The sequence below is a fragment of the Microbacterium paludicola genome (assembly GCF_039529675.1).
In the GTDB taxonomy this organism is placed as follows: Bacteria; Actinomycetota; Actinomycetes; order Actinomycetales; family Microbacteriaceae; genus Microbacterium; species Microbacterium paludicola.
Genome location: NZ_BAAANG010000018.1, coordinates 172,899 through 196,538, shown reverse-complemented (window position 1 = coordinate 196,538; position 23,640 = coordinate 172,899). Strand labels below are relative to the sequence as shown.

Genomic DNA, 23,640 nt, shown 5'->3' with positions numbered 1-23,640 from the left:
GGCCGAGAGAGGACGAATCCCGGTGGGATCTCCTCCGGTCGCCGGATCTCCTCGCGACGAGGGATGGGTTCAGTCCGTCGGCGCGGCCCTGTCGTCGATCCGCGTGGTGAGGCCGTCGATACGCGCGATCGCGTCGTCGAGGGCCGCGACGGAGGCCCAGAGATCCGGATGCGCCGCGCGCACCTCGTCGAGGGACATGCCGACCGAGCGCAGGGTCGCGAGGTCGTAGCTGAGGTTGGTGCGGGCGCTCGCGAGCGCGGCACGCAGGGCCGCCGCGGCGACGGCGACGTCTGCCACGAGGGCCGGATCGCCGTGCGCGGCCAGATGCTCGAGATCAGGGATGGCGCCGCGGGCGCGGTCGCCGAGGCGCGCCGAGGAGCGGGCGGCCTCGAGCGACGCCTCCCGGATCGCCTCCGCCCGGCCCTCGTCGTCGCGCCGGAACGCGGCGCCGAATGCCGCGGACGCTTCGGCATCCGCATCGGCGGCGTCGAGCGCGGCCTGTCGCAGCTCGCCCGCCCGGGCGACGACCTCGTCCGCTCCCGAGTACCGCGCGACCATCGAGATCAGCCCCGCGGCGAGCGCGAGCATCACGCCCGCCGCCGCTCCCCCGCCCGGATCGCCCTGCGCCTCGCCCAGGTGCGCGGTCCAGCGGTCGATCGTCGCGTCACGCGTCGTGATCCGGCCTGGCATGCGCCCATCCTCGCGACCGCGTTGCCCAGCGACCAGGGGTTGACTCAGCGCAGATCGCGGCGCATGAGCACTCGCGGAAAGCCGCCGGACACCGACTCCGTATCCGCGGCCTTGTGGAAGCCGGCCCGCTCGAACATCGACCGGAAGCCGACGAAAGCCATCGTCTGATCGACCTTCGCCCCGCGGTTGTCGACCGGATACCCCTCGATCGCCGGTGCCCCGCGCTCACGTGCGAACTCGACGGCCCCCTCCAGCAGCAGATCGAGGATGCGCTTGCCGCGATGCCCGGGCCGCACCCGGAAGCACCACACGGTCCACACGGGCAGGTCGTCGATCACCGGGATCTTCCGGCTCCGCGCGAACTGCGTGTCGGCGCGCGGCGCGACGCCCGCCCAACCGACCGGCTCGTCGCCGTCGTACGCGAGCACCCCCGGCGGGAGATCCGACTCGCACATCCGCCGCACGAACTCACCGCGCTCGGGCCCCTGCAACGACGAGTTGACCTTGCTCGGCACCCGGTGGCTGAGGCACCAGCACACGTTCGCATCCGGATTCTTCGGCCCCACGAGCACGCGCACGCCCTCGAAGTCGGTCGCCGCCCGCACCGTGATGCTCATGCGGCCAGCGTGCCACCGGCCCCGGACATCCGCGATGCGGCAGCCACCGCGCGAGACTGCCACCGTCGGGTGAGACTGCGCGCGCCCGCCGCAGTCTCACCCGCACGGTGCACATTCGGCCGCGTGCCGCAGTCTCACCGCACCGACGGTGCGACCACCGCACGAGAATGCAACCACCGCGTGAGACTGCGCGCGCCCGCGGCAGTCTCACCCGCACGGTGCACAGCCGGCCGCGCGTGCCGCAGTCTCACCGCATCGGATGCAGTGGCGCCACCTACTCGCCGCGCAGCACCGCCAGCGCGTGAGCCAGGTCCGCCGGGTAGTCCGAGGTGAACGTCACCCAGTCGCCGGTGGCCGGATGCGCGAACGACAGCTCGTGCGCGTGGAGCCACTGCCGGGTGAGACCGAGGCGCGCCGACATCGTCGGGTCGGCGCCGTAGAGCGGGTCGCCGACGCAGGGGTGCCGGTGGGCGGCCATGTGCACGCGGATCTGGTGCGTGCGCCCCGTCTCGAGGTGGATCTCCAGCAGCGACGCGCCGGGAAACGCCTCGATCGTCTCGTAGTGCGTGATCGAGTCCTTGCCGTCGGGCGTGACGGCGAACTTCCACGAGTGGCTCGGATGCCGCCCGATGGGAGCGTCGATCGTGCCCGCGAGCGGATCCGGATGCCCCTGCACGACCGCGTGATAGATCTTGTCGACCGTGCGCTCCTTGAAGGCGCGCTTGAGCACCGTGTAGGCGTGCTCGGTCTTCGCGACGACCATAAGACCGCTCGTGCCCACGTCCAGCCGGTGGACGATTCCCTGCCGTTCGGCCGCGCCGCTGGTGGCGACACGCACTCCCGCGGCGACGAGCGCGCCCAGCACGGTCGGGCCCTCCCAGCCGAGCGAGGGATGCGCCGCCACGCCCGACGGCTTGTCGACGACGACGATGTGGTCGTCCTGGTACGCGATGCCGAGATCCGGCACCTCGACGGGGATGACCCGCGGCTCCTCCTTCGGGCGCCACTCGATCTCCAGCCACCCGCCGGCGCGGACACGATCCGACTTGCCGAGCGTCACGCCGTCCAGCCGCACGCCGCCGGCCTCGGCGACGTCGGCGGCGAAGGTGCGCGAGAAGCCCAGCATCTTGGCGAGCGCCGCGTCCACGCGCGTCCCGTCGAGTCCGTCGGGAACCGGAAGGCTGCGCGACTCCATCAGCTCTCCCGCCGGCGGTCGTCCACGCCGTCGGTCGTGCCGTCACCGGTCGTCTCCGCGGCATCCGCCTCGTCCGCGGCCGACTCGGCCGCCGCCTCGGCCACGGTCTTCCGGCCGGACCCATCGAGTGACACACCGAACAGGGTGAGCGCCGCGACGGTGATCATGCTGCAGACGATGAAGATGTCGGCGACGTTGTAGATCGCGGGCATCATCCACGGGGTCGAGATGAAGTCGACGACGTGCCCCACGGCGAAGCCCGGGTCGCGGAAGAGACGATCCGTCAGGTTGCCGAGGACGCCGCCGAGCAGAAGACCGAGGACGACCGCCCAGATGCGGGAGCCGACGCGGGTGAGCCCGATCCAGATGATCGCGCAGGCGACCACCGCGAGTGCGATGCTGAAGATCCAGGTGACGCCCTCGCCGATCGAGAACGCGGCGCCGGGATTGAGCACGAGGTACCACTGCAGAACCTCGCCCAGGACGGGGACGGGGGTCTGGAACTCGAGCGACCTCAGGGCGAGCTGCTTGGCGAACTGATCGGCGGCCAGCACCAGGACCGCGAGGATCGCGATGGTGGTGCTGGCCGCCGCAGTGCGCAGGGGTGCGCGGTCAGTCAAGACCGGCTCAGAGACCGATCGCCGAGACCGGCGTGTCACCCGAGGTCGAGCCCGAGGCGTCCAGGTCCTTCAGCTTCGACTCGAAGTAGCTGCGCATCTGGGCGCGGTAGTCGCGCTCGAACTGACGCAGCTCGGTGATGCGGCTCTCAAGCGTGGTGCGCTCGCGCTCGTACTTCTCGCTGAGCTCGCGCTGCTTGGCCTCGGCCTCGCTGCGGATGCGGTCGGCCTCGGTCTTGGCCTCGTCGACGAGCTGCTCGGCCATCTGGCGACCCTCGGCGACGTGCTCGTCGTGAAGGCGCTGGGCGCGCTCGATGATGCTGGCGGCGCTGGTGGCCGTGCTCGAGACGTCACCGGCGGGAGCGGCGACGGGCGCCGGGGTGGGCTCGGGAGCCGCAGCGGGCTCAGGCTGGGCCTCGGCCGGTGCCTCGACGGGCGTCGTGGCGGGAGCGGCCTGCTCGGCCGGAGCGAGCTCACCGGACTCGTACTTGGCCAGCTTGGCCTTGAGCTCGTTGTTCTCCTCGATCGTCTTGCGCCACTCGACGACGATCTCGTCCAGGAAGTCGTCGACCTCGTCCGGGTCGAAACCCTCCTTGAACCGGACGTGCTGGAACTGCTTGGTGACGACGTCATCCGGCGTCAATGCCATGGGTGGCTCCTCTTCCGTGGGGTGTCTGTGGCCGTGGGCCGAGCCCTGGGCACTTCTCCGGTTGCAAGCATAACCGTCACCTCCGGCGCCGCGAGAGGCGAGACCGAAGGCGACGGACTCAGATCATGAAGGCCCGCGTCACCGACAGCAGCACAAAGCAGAGCAGCATCGTGAGCGCGAACCCGAAATCGATGGCGATCCCGCCGATCCGCAGCGGCGGGATGAACCTCCGCAGAAGCCGGATCGGGGGGTCGGTGAGCGTGTACGTCACCTCAGCCACCACAAGCAGCGCCCCCTTGGGACGCCACTCGCGATTGAACATCGGGATGTACTCGAACACCAGCCTCGCGAACAGCACGAGGATGTAGAGCAGGATGACGAGATTGAGGATCGAGGCGATCAGCCCGACGGGACCCACGACGAGACGAGGCGGTGTGCGTCAGGCCTGCGCGAAGGGCGCGGACTCGGGGTCCGCGTGCGCGATCCCACCGTCACCCGACACGGCGATGTTCTCGGGCGAGAGCAGGAAGACCTTGCTGGTGACACGCTCGATACGCCCGTAGAGGCCGAGCGACAGGCCGCTCGCGAAGTCGATGAGGCGGCGCGCGTCGGCGTCGCTCATCTGCGAGAGGTTGATGATCACCGGGATGCCGTCGCGGAAGTGCTCGGCGATCGTCTGCGCGTCGCGGTACTGCTTCGGGTGCACCGTCACGATCTCGTTCACGGCAGCCGCCGCGGGCTGACGGATGACGGCCGGGCGTCGCAGCGGAGTGACGGGCGCCGGCTTGGCGTCGTCGTGCTGCGGCTCGTCCCGATGCGTGCGCTGAGGCTGCTCGTGCGCATCCTCGTACTCCTCCTCGTCGGCAAGGCCGAGGTAGACCATCGTCTTCTTGAGCGGGTTCGCCATGGCGTCCTCCGTAGTCTGCTCGTCTGTTTCGAGGCTACGCCCGGGGTGGGCGCGGTCCCGTGATTGCGGAACCGATCCGCAGGTGTGTCGCACCGCAGGCGATCGCCTCGGCGAAGTCGCCGGTCATGCCGGCGGAGATCCAGGTCGCCTCGGGCACGACGGCCCGCACGCGGTCGGAGTAGCCCGCGAGGCGCTCGAACGCAGCGGTGGGCGCCTCGTCGAGCGGCGCCACGGCCATCACGCCCCGCAGGCGGAGGGTCGCGGCGGCGGCGATGCGCTCGGCGAGCGGTTCGATCCCGTCGGGGCTCACTCCCCCGCGCCCGGCGTCGTCCGTGAGGTTGACCTGCACGAGGACGTCGAGCACGGCATCGCCGGGCTCGGCGGCCGCGTCGAGCGCCTCGGCGAGGCGCTCGCGATCCACCGAGTGCACGACCGCGGCAGCCCGCCGGATGGCGCGCGCCTTGTTGGTCTGCGCCTGCCCGATGAAGTGCCACCTGGTGTCGGGGAGATCGCTCGTCTCCTCGGCCTTGGCGCTCAGCTCCTGCTGGCGGTTCTCGCCGAGATCGCGCACCCCGAGGGCGTGCAGCTCTCTCACGAGCGATGCCGGATGGAACTTCGTCACGACGATGCGCGTCAGTTCCCCCGGATCCCGCCCCGCCGCACGCGCAGCCTCGCCGATGCGGAAGTCCACATCGGCGAGGCGCTGCGCGAGGTCGGGCACCGGCGCTTACTTCAGGAAATCGGGGATGTCGAGGTCGTCGTCCCCGAACGCCGAGTCGAAGCCCGAGTCGGGCAGGACGGGCGCCTGCGCGGCGACCGCGACCGGCTCGCGGGCCGGCTCGTCCTTCTTGGCGGTCTCGTTCGACGCGCTGCTGCCGAGGCCGCTGCCGGGGAGCGTGGGCATCGACGCGCGGTTCGAGGCGAGCGACGGCACCTCGAGGCGCGTCTGCGGCTCGCCACCGTCGAAGCCCGCGGCGATCACGGTGACGCGCACCTCGTCGCCGAGCGTGTCGTCGATGACCGTGCCGAAGATGATGTTGGCCTCGGGGTGCGCGGCCTCCTTGACGAGCTGGGCGGCGTCGTTGATCTCGAAGATGCCGAGGTTCGATCCGCCCTGGATCGACAGCAGCACGCCGTGAGCGCCCTCGATCGACGCCTCGAGCAGCGGCGACTCGACGGCGAGCTCGGCCGCCTTGATCGCGCGGTCGGCGCCGCGGGCGGAGCCGATGCCCATGAGGGCCGAGCCGGCGCCCTGCATGACCGACTTGACGTCGGCGAAGTCGAGGTTGATCAGACCGGGGGTCGTGATCAGGTCGGTGATGCCCTGAACACCGGCGAGCAGCACCTGGTCGGCCGTGGCGAACGCCTCGACCATGGAGATGCCGCGGTCGCTGATCTCGAGGAGGCGGTCGTTCGGCACGACGATGAGCGTGTCGACCTCTTCCTTGAGCTGCGCGACGCCGGCCTCAGCCTGGCTCTGGCGGCGGCGCCCCTCGAAGGAGAAGGGCTTGGTGACGACGCCGATGGTCAGCGCGCCGATCGACTTCGCGATGCGCGCCACGACCGGGGCACCGCCCGTGCCGGTGCCGCCGCCCTCGCCCGCCGTGACGAAGACCATGTCAGCACCCGCGAGCGCCTGCTCGATCTCCTCGGCGTGATCCTCGGCGGCGCGGCGACCCACCTCGGGGTCGGCGCCGGCGCCGAGACCGCGCGTGAGCTCGCGGCCCACGTCGAGCTTGACGTCCGCGTCGCTCATCAGCAGCGCCTGCGCGTCGGTGTTCACCGCGATGAACTCGACTCCGCGGAGACCGAGCTCGATCATCCGGTTGACGGCGTTCACGCCACCGCCGCCGACGCCGACGACCTTGATCACGGCGAGGTAGTTCTGGTTCTGGCTCATGCCGGCCTCCGTTTGCTCCGAACCCCTGGTCTCATCCGGGCTTGAACCTTCATGTTCGACGTGAGGGTTAAAGTATTGCCCGGTATGCAATTCCTTCCATGAAGGTATGCGCGCGGGCGCCGCACGCGCGGATTGGCCCTGGGCGTGTCGCGAGTCGTGTCCGCAACGCGCCGGTCCGGCCCGCTCAGCGGCGCTCCACCGGCGATCGGATGGATCGCGTGCGGCTCAGCGGACGATGACGGTGCCGAGCGAGGAGACGTCGTAGAAGGCGTGCCCGTCGGGTGCGGCGAGCAGAGCGACGGCCTTGTCGGTCGAATGATCCGCGCTCCCCCACAGCACCTCCGTGCCGTCGCGAAGAGTAAGGGTGACGTCATCCTGCGTCGTCGCGCGCGCACCGACCACGAGGCCGTGGACGTCCTCCGGCAGCGATCGCAGCACCTGCCCCACCGCGGCGAACGCGGGCGAGTCGAGACCATCGCGCGCATCGATCAACGGCTGGTCCTCCGGCTGCGCCTCCGTCGTCGAGAGCACAACGCCGGCGGCATCCACGACCGTGAATCCAGCGTCGGAGCGCACCACGCCGATCGCGGTGCGCTCGACGATCTTCACCACCAGGTCGTGCGGCGGCCGTGCCTCGAGCGTGTACGTCTCGATCAGGGGGAACTCCACAAGCGCCGCCTTGATCTCGGCGTGATCGACGAGCGGCAGCGGCCTGCCCACCTGCGCCGAGAGCGCTTCCTGCAGGGCGGCGTCGTCGAGCTTCTCCGCCCCGACGACCGAGATGCGCTGCACGGCGAACAGCGGGCTGTAGGCCGCACCGACGCTGCCGATGACCAGCAGCAGGAGAGCCGAGAGCGAACCGATCCAGATCATCCGCCGGCGGCGCGAGCGCACCGTGAACCGGCGGATCTCCGAGCGCAGCGCGCGGCGGCGGGCACGCGCGGCGCGCCAGACGTCACGCCAGCCGGTTCCCCGCGGCGGCTCGGCCGGTTCGTCCTGCGCCGGCGCATCCAGCTCCGCCTCGTCCCGCTCGCGACGGCGGAACGGAACCACCAGGGCACGGCGACGCGGCTCGTCCTCCAGCGGGACGAGCCCCTCCGGGTCGACGAGCGGTCGCCGCCCGGTCCGCTCGGCGGCGCGCTCCTCCGGAGCAGGGAGCGGGCCGGGGCGCCTCACTGCGACTCGCTGCCCTCGCCCGTCCGCAGCGACTCGAGCACCTGCGGGATGATCTGGTACACGTTGCCGCAGCCGAGCGTGATGACATAGTCGCCCTCACGCGCGACCGATGCCGTGTAGTCGGCGGCCTCCTGCCAGTCGGCGACGAAGTGCACGCGCTCGGGGTCGTCGAAGGCCCCGCTCACGAGCTCGCCCGTCACGCCGGGGATCGGATCCTCCCGCGCGCCGTACACGTCGAGCACAACCGTGTGATCGGCGAGCTCCTCGAGCACGTGCGCGAACTCGCCCGCCATGAGCTGGGTGCGCGAGTACGTGTGCGGCTGGTGGAGCGCGATGATGCGCCCCTCGCCCACGACCGTGCGCGCCGCGGAGAGCGCGGCGGCCACCTCGGTCGGGTGGTGCGCGTAGTCGTCGTAGACCTGAACGCCGCGCTCGGCGCCGTGAAGCTCGAAGCGGCGCACGGTTCCCTCGAACCCGGCGGCGACCGCCTCGAGCGCGGGGTCCAGCTCGTGACCCAGCGAGATCAGCACCGCGACCGCGCCGGCCGCATTGATCGCGTTGTGCTCGCCCGGCACTGCAAGGCGCGCGGAGGCGCTGCGCCCGTCGTGAGTGAGCGTGAACGACACGGGCCCGTCGGTGACGATGTCGGTGATCCGGACGTCCGCGTCCTCGGCCCGCCCGAAGGTGACGACGTTCGCGTGGCTCAGCCCCGCGGCGACGCGCCGCGCGCCCTCGTCGTCAGAGGAGATCACCACGGCCTCGCGCGCCGCGTCGGCGAACCGCACGAAGGCGGCGTCGAAGGCGTCGTGCGAGCCGTAGTGGTCGAGGTGGTCGGCGTCGACGTTCGTGATCAGGACGATCGACGTCTCGTAGAGCAGGAAGGATCCGTCCGACTCGTCCGCCTCGATCACGAACAGCTCGTCGGAGCCGGCGTCGCTCGAGACGCCGAGACCGGCGATCACGCCGCCGTTGACGTAGCTCGGGTCGACGCCGAGGCCGCGAAGCCCGGTCACGATCATGCCGGTCGAGGTGGTCTTGCCGTGCGCGCCGGCGACGGCGACGAGGCGGCGGCCGCCGATCAGCCAATGGAGCGCCTGCGACCGGTGGATGATCGGCAGGCCCCGCTCCTTGGCGAGCAGGTACTCGGGGTTCTCGGGCCAGATCGCACCCGTGAAGATCACCGTGTCGGCGTCGCCGAGGTTGGCGGCGTCATGACCGACGTGGACGGTCGCGCCGAGCGCCTCGAGATCGCGCAGATTCTGGCTGTCGGAGCGGTCGGATCCCGACACCTTCACTCCGCGAGCGAGGAACATCCGGGCAAGGCCCGACATGCCGGATCCGCCGATGCCGATGAAGTGCGCGGCACCGATGTGTGCGGGGATCGGGGTGCTGAGGTCGGGTCTGATCATGGCCCTACGAGTGTAGGTCGACGAACCGACGCGCGGCTGTCCGGCACGCGGGGCGCGATCCGTCAGCGGCCCAGCGCGCGATCCAGCTGGGCGATCACGTTCTCAGTGCCGTGCCGCTCGCCGGCGTTCTCCGCGGCCGCGGCCATCCGAACGATGCGGTCGTCGTCCTTCAGCAGCGGCACGACCTCCGCGCGCACGCGATCCGGGGTGAACGCCGCGTCGTCGATCAGGATCGCCGCGCCCGCCGCGACCGAGGAGGCGGCGTTGAGCCGCTGCTCGCCGTTCCCGACCGCGTACGGCACGTACACCGCGGGGATCCCGAGCGCCGCCACCTCGCTGACCGTCGACGCACCGGCGCGCGAGACGATGAGATCCGCGAGCGCGAAGGCGAGGTCCATGCGGTCGAGGTAACGGACCATCGCGTATCCGTCGGCACCGGGATCCTCGAGGTCGGAGCGCTCCCCCGTCGCGTGCAGCAGCTGCCAGCCGGCGTCGAGGATGTCGCGCCAGGATCCGGCGAGGGCCTCGTTGATGCGACGGGCTCCCAGCGATCCGCCGAATGCAAGCAGCGTCTTCTTGGCGGGGTCGAGCCCGAAGTACTCGGCGGCTTCGGCACGCCGCCCGGCGCGATCGAGCTCCACGATCTCGGGACGCAGGGGCATGCCGACGACCTCGGAGCCGCGCAGCGGCGTGCCGGGGAACGTCACCCCGACGCCGGCCGCGCGGCGCGCTCCGAGCACGTTCGCGAGGCCGGGACGGGCGTTGGCCTCGTGCACCACGAACGGGATGCGCTCGCGCCGCGCGGCCACATACGCCGGGGCGGAGGCATAGCCGCCGAAACCGACGACCACCTCGACGCCGCGCTCGCGGATGTACCCGCGGACGCGCGCGACCGCGCGCTGGAAGCGTGCGGGGAAGGCGACCGCGGCACCGTTCGGGCGCCGCGGGAAGGGAACCTTCTCGACGATCAGCAGCTCATAGCCGCGCTCGGGAACGAGCCGCGATTCGAGCCCCTCCTGCGTGCCGAGCACCAGCACATCCGCGTCGGGTTCGCGGCGGCGCAGGCCGTCCGCGACGGCGAGCAGGGGGTTCACGTGCCCAGCGGTGCCACCGCCGGCGAGGAGATACGTCGTCACGTGACTATCTTCCCGCCCGAGGGTGGTTCGGTCGTGCAGGACGACGCTTGGCCGACCCCGGAGTGTTGGCCGCGCCCCGCGCGGTGCCCGGCCGGCGCAGCGCCACCTGGGACGGATCCGGCAGGGTCCGGCAGAACGCCAGGAGCACGCCGCACGCAGCCAGCACTGCGACGAGGGAGCTGCCGCCGGCCGACAGGAAGGGCAGCGGCACGCCGAGCACGGGGAACACGCGCAGCACGACGCCGATGTTGATCAGCGCCTGACCGAGGATCCACACGGTGATGCCGCCCGCCGCGATCTTGACGAACGGATCGTCGCTGTTGCGGATGATCCGGAACGCCCCGACGGCGAACGTGGCGAACAGCAGCAGCACGACGATGCAGCCGATGAGCCCGAGCTCCTCGCCCACGATGGCGAAGATGTAGTCGTCCCCGGCCGCGGGGAGCCAGTTGTACTTCTCGATCGAGTTGCCGAGGCCCCGTCCGAAGATCCCGCCGCCCGCGAGGCTCCAGATGCCGTGAAGGGGCTGGTAGCACTCCTTGATGTAGTCGCAGTCCGGATCGAGGAAGCTCATGATGCGCCCCATGCGGTTGGGGCTCGTGATGGCGAGGGCCGCGACCACCAGGGCTCCGGCGAGCACCGGAAGCACGAAGATGCGCAGCTTCACACCCGAGAAGAACAGGCACGCGAGCAGGATGAGCACAAGCACCATCGACGTGCCGAGATCCTTGCCCGCGAGCACCGTGCCGATCGCGAGCACCGAGACGGGCACGAGCGGGATGAAGACGTGCTGCCACTTGGAGAGCAGGTTGCGCTTGCGGTACAGGATCATTCCCGCCCACAGCGCGAGCGCGAGCTTCAGCAGCTCGGAGGGCTGCAGGGAGAAACCGGCGATCCTCAGCCAGTTGCGGTTTCCGTACACCTCGACGCCGAGCGGCGTGAACACGAGCAGCTGCACCACCAGGGCGAACCCGAGCGCGACCCATCCGATCCGCCGGAAGAACCTCACCGGCAGGCGGCTGACGACGAACATCATCGCGAGGCCGAGCAGGGCGAACATCGCCTGCTGCATGCCGTCGTTGTAGGGGCTCTGGCCGCGGCTCAGGGCTGAGGCCGTCGTGGCGGAGGTCACCATCACAACGCCGAACCCCGTCAGCAGCAGGGCAGTCGACGCGATGAGCAGGAACTCCAGGGGCACGGGCGCGAACACCCTGCCGAGCGACACGCGCGCCGTCAGCGCGCCCGAGCGCGGCTCCGGCTTCTCAGGCGTCGCGCGCGCCTTCGGGGTTCGCGTCGTCGTCGTGCTCACGGTCCGCTCCCCCCTCGATCCGAGCCCTCACCGCGGCGGCGAAACGCGAGCCGCGGTCGTCATATCCCGTGAACTGGTCGAACGAGGCGGCCGCGGGTGCAAGCAGCACCACGTCGCCCTCTCGCGCGACCCCGGCCGCCAGCTCGACGGCCCGGGTCATGACGCTCTCAGTCTCCGCGTGGTCGACCTCGAACACCGGCACCCCGGGCGCGTGTCGCTCGAACGCCGCCACAACCTCCGCGCGCTCCACGCCGATCACGACGGCCGCACGGCTCGCGGGCCCGCGCTGCGCGACGAGAGCTCCGATGTCGACGCCCTTCAGCTGGCCGCCGACAATCCAGACCGCTCCCGGGAAGGCCGCGAGCGAGGAGGCTGCGGCGTGGGGATTCGTCGCCTTCGAGTCGTCCACCCACGTGATGCCGTCGGCGCGGCCGACGACCTCGATGCGGTGAGGGTCGAGGCGGAAGCCGTCCAGCGCGGAGCGGATCGCACCGGGCTCGACGCCGAGCGATCGAGCCAGCGCGGCCGCCGCGAGGGCGTTCGCCACGATGTGCGGGGCGGCGAGGCCGCGCTGGCCCAGCGCGGCGACGGTCGTGAGCTCGAGGGCCGACGTGCGGCGCTCCTCGAGGAAGGCGCGGTCGACGAGGATGCCGTCGATCACGCCCAGGTCGCTCGGGCCCGGCACGCCCAGGTCGAAGCCGATCGCGCGCGCACCTTCCACGACGTCGGCGTCCTCGACCATGCGCATCGTCGCGTCGTCCGCCTTGTTGTAGACGGCGGCGACCTTGGTGTGCCGGTACACGACGGCCTTCGCGTCGCGATAGGCGTCGAATGAGCCGTGCCACAGCAGATGGTCGTCGGCGAGGTTGAGGCACACGGCGGCGTGAGGGAACGGCGATCCCGGCCCGTCCTCCAGTCCCAGGTACCAGAGCTGGTGACTCGACAGCTCGACCACCAGCACGTCGAAGCCCGCCGGGTCGCGCACGGCGTCGAGGATCGGCACGCCGATGTTGCCGCACGGGGCGGCGCGCAGGCCGCCCTCGACGAGCATCGTTGCGGTCAGGCGCGTGGTGGTGGTCTTGCCGTTCGTGCCGGTGACGAAGACCCACTCGGCCGGCGTCCCATCCGCCCGCATCACCTTGTCGCGCACGCGCCAGGCGAGCTCGATGTCGCCCCACAGCGCCACGCCCGTCTCGCGCGCCCACGCGACGACGGGATGCGACGGCGGGAAGCCGGGCGAGGCGACGACGACCTCGGGCGCGAAGTCGACGAGCGCGGCGGGCACCTCGGCGAGGGACCCCTCCCACAGGCGCGCGCCGATCACGGGCAGAAGACGCGAGTACTCCTCGGCCGCGGTCTCGGTCACGACGAGCACATCCGCGCCGAGTTCGCTCAGGGTGTCCGCCACCGAGAATCCGGTCGAGGCGAGACCGAGCACGGCGACGCGCAGCCCCTTCCAGTCGGCGTTCCAGCTGGTCAGGGAGTCGAGGCGATCGGTCATGTCCGGCTGAGCCATTCCACGTAGAAGAGACCGATGCCTCCCACGGAGAGGAGACCGGCGATGATCCAGAACCTGGCGACGATCGTGACCTCTGGCCAGCCGCGCATCTCGAAGTGGTGATGGAGCGGGCTCATCAGGAACAGGCGCTTGCCGCGTGTGGCCTTGAAGTACAGACGCTGCAGGATGACCGAGCCGGACGAGATCACGAACAGACCCGCGATCAGGATGCCGAGCAGCTCGGTGCGGGTAAGCACGGCCATCGCGGTCACGACGCCGCCGATCGCCATCGACCCGACATCGCCCATGAAGACCTGCGCCTTCGGCGCGTTCCACCACAGGAAGCCGACGAGACCGCCCACCAGCGCGGCGGAGACGATCGCGAGGTCCAGCGGATCGCGGGTGCTGTAGCAGGCCTGCGCGAGCTCGGGCTCGAGCAGCAAGCGCGTGCACGCCTGGTTGAACTGCCAGAAGGCGATGAGGCTGTACGCGCCGACGACGAACACGCCGGCGCCCGCCGCGAGTCCGTCGAGGCCGTCGGTCAGGTTGACGCTGTTCGAGAAGCCGGTGCCGAGCAGCGACAGCCACGCGAGGTAGAGCAGCCAGCCGAGCACGGGCGTCAGGGCCATGAACGACAGCACGGGGATGTCGCGGAACAGCGAGATGTATCCCGTGCCCGGCGTCTGGCCGTACGCGTTCTCGAAGTTCAGCGCCGCGATGCCGAAGGGGATGATCGCGAGCACCTGACCGGCGATCTTGCGCCATCCGCTCAGGCCGTCGTAGTGGTCCTGCTTGACCTTCAGGTAGTCGTCGATGAAGCCGACCGCGCCGAAGGAGAGCATCAGCCAGATCACGAGCCAGCCGGACGGCGTCGGCGGGTTGCCGCCCGCGAAGCAGCCGACGAGATAGCCGAACACGGTGCCGACGATGAAGATCGTGCCGCCCATCGTGGGCGTGCCCCGCTTGACCTCGTGATCGGGGGCGAGCATCTTCGCGCTCGCGACGCGGATCGGCTGGGCCCAGCCCCAGCGCCGGAACAGGCGCAGGAACACCGGGGTGAGGAAGAGCGAGAACGCCAGGGAGATCGCCGCCGCAGTCAGGAGTGATCTCACGAGAACGATTCTCCCAGACGATCGCCGAGGAACCTGAGTCCCGCCGCGTTGGACGACTTCACGAGCACGGAGTCGCCGGGACGCAGCTCGGTCTTCAGGTACTCGAACGCCTCGTCGGCACTCTCGAAGAACACCGCCTCGTCGCTCCAGGAGCCCTCCGCGACGGCGGCGAGGTACAGCGCGCGCGCCTCCTGCCCGACGACAACGATGCGCGGGATCCGCAGGCGCACGGCGAGCAGGCCGATCTTCTGGTGCTCCTCGACCGAGTGCTCCCCCAGCTCGCTCATGGCGCCGAGCACGGCGACCATGCGCTCGTCGGGGCCGGTGATCTGCGCGAGCGTGCGCAGCGCGGCCGCGACGGCGTCGGGGCTGGCGTTGTACGCGTCGTTGATGATCCGGATCGGCGACTGCGTGAGCACCTGCATGCGCCAGCGCTCGGCGAGCTCCATGGTCTCGAGGCGCTCGATCGCCGTCTCGGGCGCGATGCCAAGGGCGCCGGCGGCCGTGATGGCGGCGAGAGCGTTCTTGATGTGGTGTCCGCCCAGCACCCGCAGGTGAAGGGGAAGCTCCCGACCCTCGACCGTCACCGTCGTATGCGTGCCGGTGGCGGTCACCTCGAGGCTGCCGGAGCGGACGTCCGCGCGCTCGGACTCGCCGAACCAGCGCACCTGCAGCTCGCGATCGTCGGCGATCGGGGCCATCCCCGCCACGCGGTGGTCGTCGGCGTTGAGCACGGCGATGCCGCCGGGGCGTACGGCGCGGACGAGCTCGGACTTCTCGCGAACCGTGCCGTCGAGACCGCCGAAGCCGCCGGCGTGGGCCATGCCGACCATGAGCACGACTCCCACGTCCGGGGAGACCAGGCCCGCGAGGCGCCCGATCTGGCCGGGCGCATCCGCGCCGAACTCGCACACGAGATACCGGGTCTCGTGCGTCACCCGCAGCATGGTGAGCGGCGCGCCGACCGCGTTGTTGTACGAGCCCTTGGGCGCGACGGTCTCACCCTCGGGGCGCAGGATCGTCGCGAGCATGTTCTTGGTCGTCGTCTTGCCGTTGGATCCGGTGATCCCGACGATCTTCAGGTCGCCGGCGGCGCGCACCCGCGCGACGACCTCGCGCGCGAGGTCGGCGATCGCGAGGACGACATCCGGTACCACGATCTGGGTGACGGGCTCGTCCACGACGCGCTCGACGAGCGCGAGCACCGCGCCCGCCTCGACGGCCGTGCCGACGAACAGGTGGCCGTCGGTCGTCTCGCCGGGCTTGGCGACGAACACCGCACCGGGCTCCATGGTGCGCGAGTCGGTGTCGACCACGCCGGAGACGACGGTCTCGGCGCGGCCGGTCCCGTGCAGGTGCAGTTCGCCGTTGACCGCCGCCGCGATCTCCGTGAGCGTCAGGGCGATCATGCGGCGCGCGCGATCATGTGGGCAGGACGGATCATGCGGATGGGATACCTCCGTGGCGCACGCACTTCCCGGGGATCAGGGCGGCGTGTCACTTCAACATGGGGAGCTTGGTCTCGGGCTCCGAGCGCCCCGGAACGACCCGATATGACTGCAGCACGTACTTCATCGCCTTCTGAAGCGCGGGCGCCGTGGCCGCAGACGAGGTTACCCGCTTCGGTTCGTCGAGCGTAATCATGACGACGTACTGGGGGTCATCCGCCGGGGCGAAGCCGACGATGCTGGTGAAGTACACACCGGGCTTGTACCCGCCGCCCGCCGCCGGCTTCTGCGCCGTGCCGGTCTTGGAGGCGATGCTGTAGCCGGGCACCTTGATCTGCTCGGCAACCGAGCTCTGGAAGCCGACGTTCTCGAGCATGAGCTGCATCTGCTGGGCGGTGCTCTCGCTGATGACGCGCTCCGGCTCGCCGGTCTCGGGCTTCTTCACCTCGCCGTCGGCCGTGGTGCACGACTCGACGAGCCGCAGCGGCACGCGCACACCGTCGTTGGCGATGGTCTGGTACGCGCTCACGACCTGCGGGATCGTCGCGGTGAACGCCTGCCCGAACGTGGTGGCGTAGTGCTGCTGGTTGTCCCACTTGTCCGGGGATTCGATCCAGCCGTTCTCCTCGCCGGGGAACCCGACGACGGGCCCTGCACCGATGCCGAACTTCTTCAGCCACTCGTAGCGCGTCTGGTCGGGAAGCAGCTCGCCGAACTTCGACAGCGCCACGTTGGACGAGTCGATGAGGGCGCCCGCGAGGGTGTAGGTCTGCTCGGGGTGGGGGTGCGAGTCGCCGAGGCGTGCACCGTTGGGGAACTGCTCCCAGTCCTTCGCGGTCACCGAGCTGAGCGGCGTCGCCACTCCCTCCTCGAGCAGCGAGGCGGCCGTGACCGCCTTGAACGTCGAGCCGGGCTCGAAGGTGGTGCCGAACACCAGGGATCCGCGGAACTCCGGATCCGTCGCGAGGACGTCATTCGGGTCCATCGACGGATACTGCGCTGCGGCGAGGATCGCACCGGTGTCCACTTCGGCGACCGTGACGGTGCCCGAGATCGCCTTCTGGTTCTGCGTCTCCTCCGCGATCATCTGCTGCAGGTACCACTGCAGGTCGGAGTCGAGCGTGAGGGCCACCTCGCCGCCGTCGACGGCGGGCGTGACCTTCTCGGACCCGGGGATCCGGATGCCGTCGGTCGCGCCGATCTGGTAGCTCTCCTCGCCGTTCTTCGCCTCGAGGCACTGGTCCTGCCAGCGCTCGACGCCCGCGAGGGCCTCGCCGTCGCTCGACTCGAAGCCGAGAAGGTTGCCGGCGACCGCGCCATTCGGATAGGCGCGCGCCGGACGGGGGTCATACGTCAGGTACGTGACGCCGAGCTCGCGCAGTGCCTGGAACTGGGCGGTGGAGACGTTTCGCTTCAGCTGCGCCCACTGCGACTCCGGCTCGTTCTTCTTCTTGTCGGCCACGATGCGCCTGACCTCCTCGGCGTCCATGCCGAGGATCTGGGCGATCGCCGCCGACTGCTCCTCCCAGAGCTTCGCGTCGGCTGGATCGATCGTGCCGTCCCGCTTCGCGGGCGTCACGACCGTCGGGTCGATGTTGACGTCGTAGCGCATCGTGGTGCTCGCGAGCACCACCCCGTTGGCGTCGACGATGGTGCCGCGGTTGCCGTACAGCGTCTCGCTGCCGGCCATGTTGCCCGTGCTGATCGAGTCGGCGACGTGCTCCTCGGCGTGAACGACCTGGATGTCCACAAGTCGCACCACGAAGCCGCCGAGGACCGTCAGCACCAGTGCGGCGGCGACCATCGTGCGGCGGCGCGATGAGCGCTTGGCGATCGGATTCATCGGGCTCCCCTGCGTGCGGCGGGCTGTCGTCGGGTCTGTCAGGTGAACGGGATCGCGGATCGGATGCGATCAGCGGGTGGTGGGGCTCGGGAGCCCCTCCGTGAGCGGGGGCGGCAGTTCGGCCTCGGGCTTCTCCTGGAGAGCGGCCTTCGCCGGTTCCTCCTTCTTGCCCTCGATCGTTGCCTTCGGGTCGGTGGTGAGCGGACGGCGTTCGAGCAGCGCATTGCCGACGGCGCCGCGCTTGGCGGCATCCACGGTCGAGACGGCACCGGCCGCCGCGCTGTCTCCGATGATCTTCCCGTCGCTCAGGCGGAGGAAGCTCGGCGCGCCGTCGATCACCATTCCCATGGCCGCGGCATTCGCGGCGAGGTACTGGGGCGAGCTGAGACCGGCGACCTCGTCGCGCAGCTCCTGGGCCTGCAGCGAGGCCTCGCGGCGCTCCTGGTTGAGGTTCGCGAGCTCGTACGACGACTGGGTGGTCAGCACAGACAGGCTCATCTGCGCGACGGCGATGGCGACGGCGCCGGCGAACGCGACGATGGCGTAGCCGAGGCGCGGACGCCGCCGCGGGGCGGCATCGGGAACCGCCTGCAGGCGACGGCGCGGGCTCCCCGGCGCGGGTCGCTCGGCGGGACGGACGGCGCGGTCGTTCACCGCGGCCGTGGTTGCGAGACTCACACCGCCTCCTTCACTCGTTCGATGGCGCGCAGGCGCACCGGCTTGGCGCGCGGGTTGCGCGCGGCCTCCTCGTCACTTGCCAGCTCGGCGCCCTTGACGATCAGCCGGAACTGCGGCGCGTGCTCCGGCAGTTCGAAGGGAAGACCCTTCGGGGCGGTCGAGCTCGTTGCCTCCGCGAAGAGCCGCTTCACGAACCGGTCCTCGAGCGACTGGTACGACAGCACGACCAGGCGTCCGCCGACCGCGAGCGTGCCGAGCGCGGCGGGGATCGCGCGCTCGAGCGCGGCGAGCTCGCCGTTGACCTCGATGCGCAGCGCCTGGAACACGCGCTTGGCGGGGTGTCCCGCGTTCTTCAGGGCCGCGGGAGTGGCCGCCTGCAGGATGTCGACGAGCTGGCCGGAGCGCGTGATGGGCGTCGTCTGCCGGGCGGCGATGATCGCGCGGGCGTAGCGTCCGGCGAGCTTCTCCTCGCCGTAGCGCTCGAAGATCCGGCGGAGGTCGCCCTCGCCGTAGATCGCGACCACGTCGGCGGCCGTCATCCCCTGGGTGGGGTCCATCCGCATGTCGAGCGGCGCGTCCTGCGCGTAGGCGAACCCGCGCTCCGCCTCGTCGAGCTGCAGGGAGGAGACCCCGAGGTCGTACAGGATCGCATCCGCGTGGTCGTGGCCGGCGGAGGCGAGCGCGTCGGCGATGCCGTCGTACACCGTGTGAACGAGCGCGATCCGATCCGCGAACGGCGCGAGCCGCTCCCCCGCGATGCGCAGCGCATCCGGGTCGCGGTCGAGGCCGACCAGGCGGATGTCCGGGAAGCGCTCGAGGAAGGCCTCGGAGTGGCCGCCCATGCCGAGGGTGCCGTCGACGTAGACGGCGCCGTCGCGCTGCAGGGCGGGGGCGAGCAGCTCGACGCAGCGCTCGAGCATGACGGGGATGTGGATGTCGCGGAGGTTCATGATGCGTGGGGTCCGTTTCGGTGAGGCGGTCCCCCGGCTCTGATCCCCATCCGCTCGACCTGGCGCCGGGGAAGTGCGTCAGGGCTGCGGCTGGGGGTCACAACCGGGGTCACGTCTAGAACAGGCCCGGAATCACCTCCTGCTCCATCTCCGAATAGCTCTCCTCGTTGCTCTCCAGGTACGCGTTCCATGCCGCGGCGTCCCAGATCTCGGCATGGGCACCCACACCCGTCACGACGAGCTCCTTGCCGAGCCCGGCGTACGTGCGCAGGTGCTGCGGGATCGTGATCCGGTTCTGGCCGTCGGGGGTCTCGGCGCTCGCTCCGGACAGGAACATGCGCAGGAAGTCGCGTGCCTGCTTGTTGCTGAGCGGGGCCTGACGAACCCGCTCGTGGACCTGCTCGAACTCAGCCGTGCTGAACACGTACAGGCATCGCTCCTGGCCGCGCGTCACGACGACGCCGCCCGCGAGCTCCTCGCGGAACTTCGCCGGCAGGATGACGCGGCCCTTGTCGTCGAGCTTGGGGGTATGCGTACCCAACAGCACTGGCCATCACCCCCTTTGTCCGGCCGGTCCCGAGGTATTCCCCACTTTACTCCACTTCTCCCCACTGTCTAGTGCCAATCGTGCCGAATCCGCCCCGTGTCGTGCCGGAGAGCCGCATGATTCCGCGGTGGAGCGCCGGTGGGGCGTGGTGGAGGGGATTCCGCCGAAATCGCACGCCGAGGAGGCCTCAGGGATGGTTCAGGGCATGAAAAAAGCGCCGACCCGAAGGTCGACGCTCTTTTGGAGAGAAGTGGAGGGCTACTGATCGCCGTTCTGGCGGCGCTCCCAGCGCTCGTTCATGCGATCCATGAAGGAGGCGTTCTGCCGCGGTCCACGCGGTGCCTGTCCGATGCCGCTCGGGCGCGGGGCCGGCGCACTGCCCTTGACGGGCGTGAGAGCGAGGATGACGCCGCCGAGCATGGCGGCGAAGCCGACGACACCGAGGGTCAGACCCAGGGGCAGGCTCGTGCGCCACAGGGCGATGCCCGCGATCACCGCGCCGAGGCCGCCGAGCACGACGAGCGCGCCGATGATCAGATTGCGATAACTCAGCACCTGCGGTCCCGCAGGCGCGCTCACGACATCGGCGTCGTTCTGCATGAGATGGCGTTCCATCTCGTCGAGAAGGCGCTGCTCCTGTTCGGAGAGTGGCATCGTGTCCCCCTCTGTTCGTTGCTGCCCCCATTCTAGTCCGGGGCCAGAGAACTAGGCTAGGCCCGTGCCACCCTCCCTCCCCCTTGTCGAAGCGATCTCCCAGCGTGTCGATAGGTTCACGGCGCAACGACGAGACGAGGCGGCCGAACTCGGCCCCGAGGCCCTCACCTTCCTCGATCACGCGGCCGCGAGCCTGCAGGGTGGCAAGCGCCTGCGCGCCCGCTTCTGCTGGTGGGCCTGGAGGGGCGTCGCCGGCCAGAACGCCGCCGATGAGGACGCCGTCGTCGGCGCCGCGGCGGCCCTCGAAGTGTTCCAGGCCGCCGCGCTCGTGCACGACGACCTCATCGACAACTCCGACACGCGCCGAGGGCGTCCGTCGGCGCACCGCGCGCTCGAAGCAGGCCACCGGGGTGCGGGCTGGGCGGGCGATGCCGAGGCCTACGGCCGCGCCGGGTCGGTGCTGCTGGGCGATCTGCTCGTCGCGTGGAGCGACGATCTGCTCGAGGAGTCGCTCGCCGCCCTGCATCCGGCCAGCGCTGCGATCGCCCGGGCCGAGTACGCGCGCATGCGCCGCGACGTCACCGCGGGCCAATTCCTCGACATCGCCGAGGAATCGGCATGGAGCACCGCGCCGGACGACACGCTCGCCGACCGCGCGCTGCGCGTCGCCTCCTACAAGTCGGCGCGCTACAGCGTGCAGCAGCCGCTGGTGATCGGCGGCGCCCTCGCGGGTGGCGACGAGGCCACACTCGCGGCGCTTCGCGCGTTCGGTCATCCGCTCGGCATGGCCTTCCAGTTGCGCGACGACGTGCTCGGCGTGTTCGGGGACCAGGCCGAAACCGGCAAGCCCGCGGGAGACGACCTTCGCGAGGGAAAGCGCACCGCGCTGGTGGCTTACGCCCGCGCCGTGCTCGCGCCCGACGAGCGATCCCGATTCGACGAGCTGCTCGGCGATGGCGGGATGGCGGATGCCGACATCGCGTGGCTGCGCGAGCGCATCACATCCACCGGGGCGCTCGACCGCGTGGAGCGGCTGATCGTCGATTACGCGGCGGAGGCGGACGCGGCGCTGAATGCCGCGCGTCTCGACGCCGAGGCCGCGGCCGAGCTGCGATCGCTGGCGCGCGCCGCCGTGCAGCGCCGCGCGTAACCCGGTCGGCGCCGCTTCTCAGCCGAGGGTCTGGGCGACCCGGCGCACCTCGGCCTTGCGGCCGGCGCGCAGAGCCTCGATCGGCGCGACGCCGATGGACTCCTCGGGGGTGAGCAGCCAGTCGATCGCCTCGTCGTCGCTGAAGCCCACGTCGTGCAGGACGAACACCGTGCCGCGCAGCGAGGACAGCACCTCGCCGTCGAGGAAGAAGATCGCCGGGATCTTCACGGGGCCCTCGCGGCGCGAGCCGACAAGCGCGTTGTCGTCGAGCAGGCGGCGGACGCGCCCGGGCGTCTCGTCGAGCAGCTCTGCCACCTCGGGGATGCTGAGCCACTCGGTCTGGATCCGGGAGTTGTCGTCGGTCACGGTGCAACTATCTCATCCGGATCGGCGCGAACGCTGATGCCGTCGATTGCGCGCAAATCACATCCGTCACAGTGATCACTTTGATCGCTTTCGACACGCCGTTAACACAGATAACACCCGATACCACTGGTTGACACGATTTCACTTCCGTGACACGGTTTCTGGAGCCGAATCTTCCACCGCACCTGGCGGAAGTCGACCGAGGGGACCCCGACCGTGCACCGACGCCTTCCTGCACGCGCAAGCCACGCCCGCGCCAGCCAGCCGATGCGCTCGCTGCTCACGACCGTTCCGGTGGCGATCGCCGGATCCATCGCGCTGTCTCTGGGCGCGACGCCTGCGGCGGCGCATGCCGACGTGAAGCTGCGCGACGGCGTGCGCGACGGGAACGCGCGCACCGATGCCTTCGGCGCGGTGCACGGCGCGAACGCGGTGGCCGCCGCTCCGGCCCCGCGCGTCGAGGCGGCCGTCCGCACCGCCGCGGTGCCCACCACGCACGTCGTGCAGCCCGGCGACACGATCACGCGCATCGCGATCCGCGCCGGCCTGCGCACCATCGACGTCCTGACGTGGAACAACCTCAGCTGGTCGAGCACCATCTACCCCGGCCAGACGCTGCGTCTCACCCCGGGCGGCGCGCCCGCCAAGCCGGCGGCGAAGCCGGCGTCCGCCGCGCCCGCCGCGACCGGCAAGACCTACACCGTGAAGGCCGGCGACACCGTCTGGGGCATCGCCTACCGCCACGGCACCACCGTCGCGGCCGTGCTCCGTGCAAACGGTCTCGGCGAGTCGGCCGTGATCTACCCGGGTCAGAAGCTCACGATCGGCGGGTCTGCCGCCGCCGCGAAGCCCGCCGCCGCGCCGGCACCGGCATCCGCTCCCGCCGCCCCCGCGGCCAAGCCGGCCGCTGCCCCCGCAGCGAGCGGCGCCACGTACACGGTCAAGGCCGGCGACACCGTCTGGGCGATCGCGCAGAAGCACGGCACCAGCGTCGCCGAGATCATCAAGGCCAACGGCCTGGGTTCGGTCGCGACGATCTTCCCCGGTCAGAAGCTGAAGCTCTCCGGCTCCGCCGCGCCCGCGCCGGCCACCGTCGCGGTCGTCGCCCCCGCCCCCGCCGCGGTCTCCACCCCCGCGAAGAGCGTCGGCGGACGCACGCACGAGGTCAAGGCGGGCGACACGCTGTGGGCGATCGCCGCCAAGCACGGCGTCAGCGTCAAGACGATCCTCGCGGCCAACGGACTCTCCGAGGGCGCGATCATCTACCCGGGTCAGAAGCTCAAGCTCTCCGCGCCCGCCCCGGCTCCCGCCGCAGCGCCCGCGACGGCCGCCGAGCAGGAGGACCCGCGCATCCAGCGCTCGGCCGTGCTCGACGCCCAGCAGATCGAGAACGCCCGGATCATCATCCAGGTGGGTCGCGAGCTCGGCGCGTCGGACCGCGCGATCGCCATCGCCCTCGCCACGGCGATGGTCGAGTCGGGCATCCGCAACCTGAACTACGGCGACCGCGACTCGCTCGGCCTCTTCCAGCAGCGCCCGAGCGCCGGCTGGGGAACGCCCGAGCAGATCCGCGACCGGGTGCGCGCGACGCGCGTGTTCTTCGGCGGCCCGCAGAACCCCAACGGCGACAAGACCCGCGGCCTGTTCGACATCCCGGGCTGGGAGAAGATGGAGTTCACGAAGGCCGCGCAGGCCGTCCAGATCTCCGCGTTCCCGAACCGCTACGGGCAGTGGGAGACGGCCGCGTTCGGCTGGCTCGCCCAGCTCGGCTGACGCGCCACGCCCGTCG

General features: G+C 70.8%; 24 protein-coding genes. 2 read left to right on the top strand and 22 right to left on the bottom strand.

All coding sequences use genetic code 11. From position 1 onward, the window contains the following. Positions 1-69: 69 nt before the first annotated feature. The 21 genes from ABD161_RS09265 to ABD161_RS09165 all read right to left on the bottom strand — a co-directional run bounded on the left by ABD161_RS09265 (position 70) and on the right by ABD161_RS09165 (position 20,335). A complete protein-coding gene (locus ABD161_RS09265; RefSeq protein WP_344001762.1) occupies positions 70-690 on the bottom strand; it encodes a cyclodeaminase/cyclohydrolase family protein in 621 nt (206 codons plus the stop codon). Between the two features lie 44 nt (positions 691-734). After that, positions 735-1,307: a GNAT family N-acetyltransferase gene (locus tag ABD161_RS09260; protein ID WP_344001760.1), complete on the bottom strand. Its 573-nt coding sequence runs from the start codon at positions 1,305-1,307 to the stop codon at positions 735-737. Positions 1,308-1,581: 274 nt separating this feature from the next. After that, entirely contained in the window at positions 1,582-2,502 is a 921-nt protein-coding gene (locus ABD161_RS09255; RefSeq protein ID WP_344001758.1) for an RluA family pseudouridine synthase, read from the bottom strand. Continuing rightward, complete coding sequence (locus ABD161_RS09250; RefSeq protein ID WP_135112899.1) at positions 2,502-3,122, bottom strand: signal peptidase II; 621 nt, start codon at positions 3,120-3,122, stop codon at positions 2,502-2,504. Before ABD161_RS09250 ends, ABD161_RS09255 begins: the two co-directional genes overlap by 1 nt. A gap of 7 nt (positions 3,123-3,129) precedes the next feature. Continuing rightward, complete coding sequence (locus ABD161_RS09245) at positions 3,130-3,768, bottom strand: DivIVA domain-containing protein (protein ID WP_344001756.1); 639 nt, start codon at positions 3,766-3,768, stop codon at positions 3,130-3,132. A 118-nt stretch (positions 3,769-3,886) separates the two neighbouring features. Continuing rightward, positions 3,887-4,186, bottom strand: coding sequence for a YggT family protein (locus ABD161_RS09240; protein WP_344001755.1), 300 nt, complete (start codon positions 4,184-4,186; stop codon positions 3,887-3,889). 21 nt (positions 4,187-4,207) lie between these two features. Further along, complete coding sequence (locus ABD161_RS09235) at positions 4,208-4,675, bottom strand: cell division protein SepF (RefSeq protein ID WP_135112893.1); 468 nt, start codon at positions 4,673-4,675, stop codon at positions 4,208-4,210. A gap of 34 nt (positions 4,676-4,709) precedes the next feature. Beyond that, a complete protein-coding gene (locus ABD161_RS09230) occupies positions 4,710-5,396 on the bottom strand; it encodes a YggS family pyridoxal phosphate-dependent enzyme (protein WP_344001753.1) in 687 nt (228 codons plus the stop codon). Positions 5,397-5,402: 6 nt separating this feature from the next. Next, entirely contained in the window at positions 5,403-6,575 is a 1,173-nt protein-coding gene (gene ftsZ / locus ABD161_RS09225) for a cell division protein FtsZ (RefSeq protein WP_344001752.1), read from the bottom strand. A gap of 225 nt (positions 6,576-6,800) precedes the next feature. After that, positions 6,801-7,751 carry a cell division protein FtsQ/DivIB gene (locus tag ABD161_RS09220; RefSeq protein WP_344001750.1) on the bottom strand — a complete coding sequence of 317 codons (951 nt, stop codon included), beginning with the start codon at positions 7,749-7,751 and terminating at the stop codon, positions 6,801-6,803. After that, positions 7,748-9,160 carry a UDP-N-acetylmuramate--L-alanine ligase gene (murC, locus tag ABD161_RS09215; protein WP_344001749.1) on the bottom strand — a complete coding sequence of 471 codons (1,413 nt, stop codon included), beginning with the start codon at positions 9,158-9,160 and terminating at the stop codon, positions 7,748-7,750. Before murC ends, ABD161_RS09220 begins: the two co-directional genes overlap by 4 nt. A 62-nt stretch (positions 9,161-9,222) precedes the next feature. Next, entirely contained in the window at positions 9,223-10,296 is a 1,074-nt protein-coding gene (locus tag ABD161_RS09210; protein ID WP_344001748.1) for a UDP-N-acetylglucosamine--N-acetylmuramyl-(pentapeptide) pyrophosphoryl-undecaprenol N-acetylglucosamine transferase, read from the bottom strand. Positions 10,297-10,300: 4 nt separating this feature from the next. Next, entirely contained in the window at positions 10,301-11,605 is a 1,305-nt protein-coding gene (gene ftsW / locus ABD161_RS09205) for a putative lipid II flippase FtsW (RefSeq protein WP_344001747.1), read from the bottom strand. Continuing rightward, positions 11,559-13,106, bottom strand: coding sequence for a UDP-N-acetylmuramoyl-L-alanine--D-glutamate ligase (gene murD / locus ABD161_RS09200; protein ID WP_344001745.1), 1,548 nt, complete (start codon positions 13,104-13,106; stop codon positions 11,559-11,561). The genes ftsW and murD overlap by 47 nt, the downstream gene beginning before the upstream one ends. Beyond that, positions 13,103-14,215, bottom strand: coding sequence for a phospho-N-acetylmuramoyl-pentapeptide-transferase (gene mraY, locus ABD161_RS09195; protein WP_135112878.1), 1,113 nt, complete (start codon positions 14,213-14,215; stop codon positions 13,103-13,105). Before mraY ends, murD begins: the two co-directional genes overlap by 4 nt. Further along, positions 14,212-15,624, bottom strand: coding sequence for a UDP-N-acetylmuramoyl-tripeptide--D-alanyl-D-alanine ligase (locus ABD161_RS09190; RefSeq protein WP_344001743.1), 1,413 nt, complete (start codon positions 15,622-15,624; stop codon positions 14,212-14,214). The genes mraY and ABD161_RS09190 overlap by 4 nt, the downstream gene beginning before the upstream one ends. Before the next feature lie 88 nt (positions 15,625-15,712). Next, entirely contained in the window at positions 15,713-17,506 is a 1,794-nt protein-coding gene (locus tag ABD161_RS09185; protein WP_344001741.1) for a peptidoglycan D,D-transpeptidase FtsI family protein, read from the bottom strand. Between the two features lie 69 nt (positions 17,507-17,575). Then, positions 17,576-18,184, bottom strand: a complete 609-nt coding sequence (ftsL, locus tag ABD161_RS09180; protein WP_344001740.1) for a cell division protein FtsL — start codon at positions 18,182-18,184, stop codon at positions 17,576-17,578. Then, positions 18,181-19,134 carry a 16S rRNA (cytosine(1402)-N(4))-methyltransferase RsmH gene (rsmH, locus tag ABD161_RS09175; RefSeq protein WP_344001738.1) on the bottom strand — a complete coding sequence of 318 codons (954 nt, stop codon included), beginning with the start codon at positions 19,132-19,134 and terminating at the stop codon, positions 18,181-18,183. Before rsmH ends, ftsL begins: the two co-directional genes overlap by 4 nt. 115 nt (positions 19,135-19,249) lie before the next feature. Further along, the gene (gene mraZ / locus ABD161_RS09170; protein WP_135112870.1) at positions 19,250-19,681 is read right to left on the bottom strand and encodes a division/cell wall cluster transcriptional repressor MraZ; all 432 of its coding nucleotides are present in this window, start codon (positions 19,679-19,681) and stop codon (positions 19,250-19,252) included. A 258-nt stretch (positions 19,682-19,939) separates the two neighbouring features. Further along, positions 19,940-20,335, bottom strand: coding sequence for a DUF3040 domain-containing protein (locus ABD161_RS09165; RefSeq protein WP_344001736.1), 396 nt, complete (start codon positions 20,333-20,335; stop codon positions 19,940-19,942). A 64-nt stretch (positions 20,336-20,399) separates the two neighbouring features. Here ABD161_RS09165 and ABD161_RS09160 point away from each other — a divergent pair, with 64 nt between their 5' ends. Further along, the gene (locus tag ABD161_RS09160; RefSeq protein WP_344001735.1) at positions 20,400-21,485 is read left to right on the top strand and encodes a polyprenyl synthetase family protein; all 1,086 of its coding nucleotides are present in this window, start codon (positions 20,400-20,402) and stop codon (positions 21,483-21,485) included. Positions 21,486-21,503: 18 nt separating this feature from the next. On the opposite strand, the gene ABD161_RS09155 is transcribed toward ABD161_RS09160, so the two are convergent. Continuing rightward, complete coding sequence (locus ABD161_RS09155) at positions 21,504-21,851, bottom strand: Rv2175c family DNA-binding protein (RefSeq protein WP_344001734.1); 348 nt, start codon at positions 21,849-21,851, stop codon at positions 21,504-21,506. A 267-nt stretch (positions 21,852-22,118) separates the two neighbouring features. Between ABD161_RS09155 and ABD161_RS09150 the strand changes: the two genes are divergently transcribed. Further along, entirely contained in the window at positions 22,119-23,624 is a 1,506-nt protein-coding gene (locus ABD161_RS09150) for a LysM peptidoglycan-binding domain-containing protein (protein WP_344001733.1), read from the top strand. Positions 23,625-23,640: the final 16 nt, after the last annotated feature.

Coding starts and splice junctions, on each gene's coding strand:
- ABD161_RS09265 (WP_344001762.1), bottom strand. CDS start 690: ATGCCAGGCCGGATCACGACGCGTGACGCGACGATCGACCGCTGGACC.
- ABD161_RS09260 (WP_344001760.1), bottom strand. CDS start 1,307: ATGAGCATCACGGTGCGGGCGGCGACCGACTTCGAGGGCGTGCGCGTG.
- ABD161_RS09255 (WP_344001758.1), bottom strand. CDS start 2,502: ATGGAGTCGCGCAGCCTTCCGGTTCCCGACGGACTCGACGGGACGCGC.
- ABD161_RS09245 (WP_344001756.1), bottom strand. CDS start 3,768: ATGGCATTGACGCCGGATGACGTCGTCACCAAGCAGTTCCAGCACGTC.
- ABD161_RS09235 (WP_135112893.1), bottom strand. CDS start 4,675: ATGGCGAACCCGCTCAAGAAGACGATGGTCTACCTCGGCCTTGCCGAC.
- ftsZ (WP_344001752.1), bottom strand. CDS start 6,575: ATGAGCCAGAACCAGAACTACCTCGCCGTGATCAAGGTCGTCGGCGTC.
- murC (WP_344001749.1), bottom strand. CDS start 9,160: ATGATCAGACCCGACCTCAGCACCCCGATCCCCGCACACATCGGTGCC.
- murD (WP_344001745.1), bottom strand. CDS start 13,106: ATGACCGATCGCCTCGACTCCCTGACCAGCTGGAACGCCGACTGGAAG.
- ABD161_RS09190 (WP_344001743.1), bottom strand. CDS start 15,624: ATGATCGCCCTGACGCTCACGGAGATCGCGGCGGCGGTCAACGGCGAA.
- ABD161_RS09185 (WP_344001741.1), bottom strand. CDS start 17,506: ATGAATCCGATCGCCAAGCGCTCATCGCGCCGCCGCACGATGGTCGCC.
- rsmH (WP_344001738.1), bottom strand. CDS start 19,134: ATGAACCTCCGCGACATCCACATCCCCGTCATGCTCGAGCGCTGCGTC.
- ABD161_RS09165 (WP_344001736.1), bottom strand. CDS start 20,335: ATGCCACTCTCCGAACAGGAGCAGCGCCTTCTCGACGAGATGGAACGC.
- ABD161_RS09150 (WP_344001733.1), top strand. CDS start 22,119: ATGCGCTCGCTGCTCACGACCGTTCCGGTGGCGATCGCCGGATCCATC.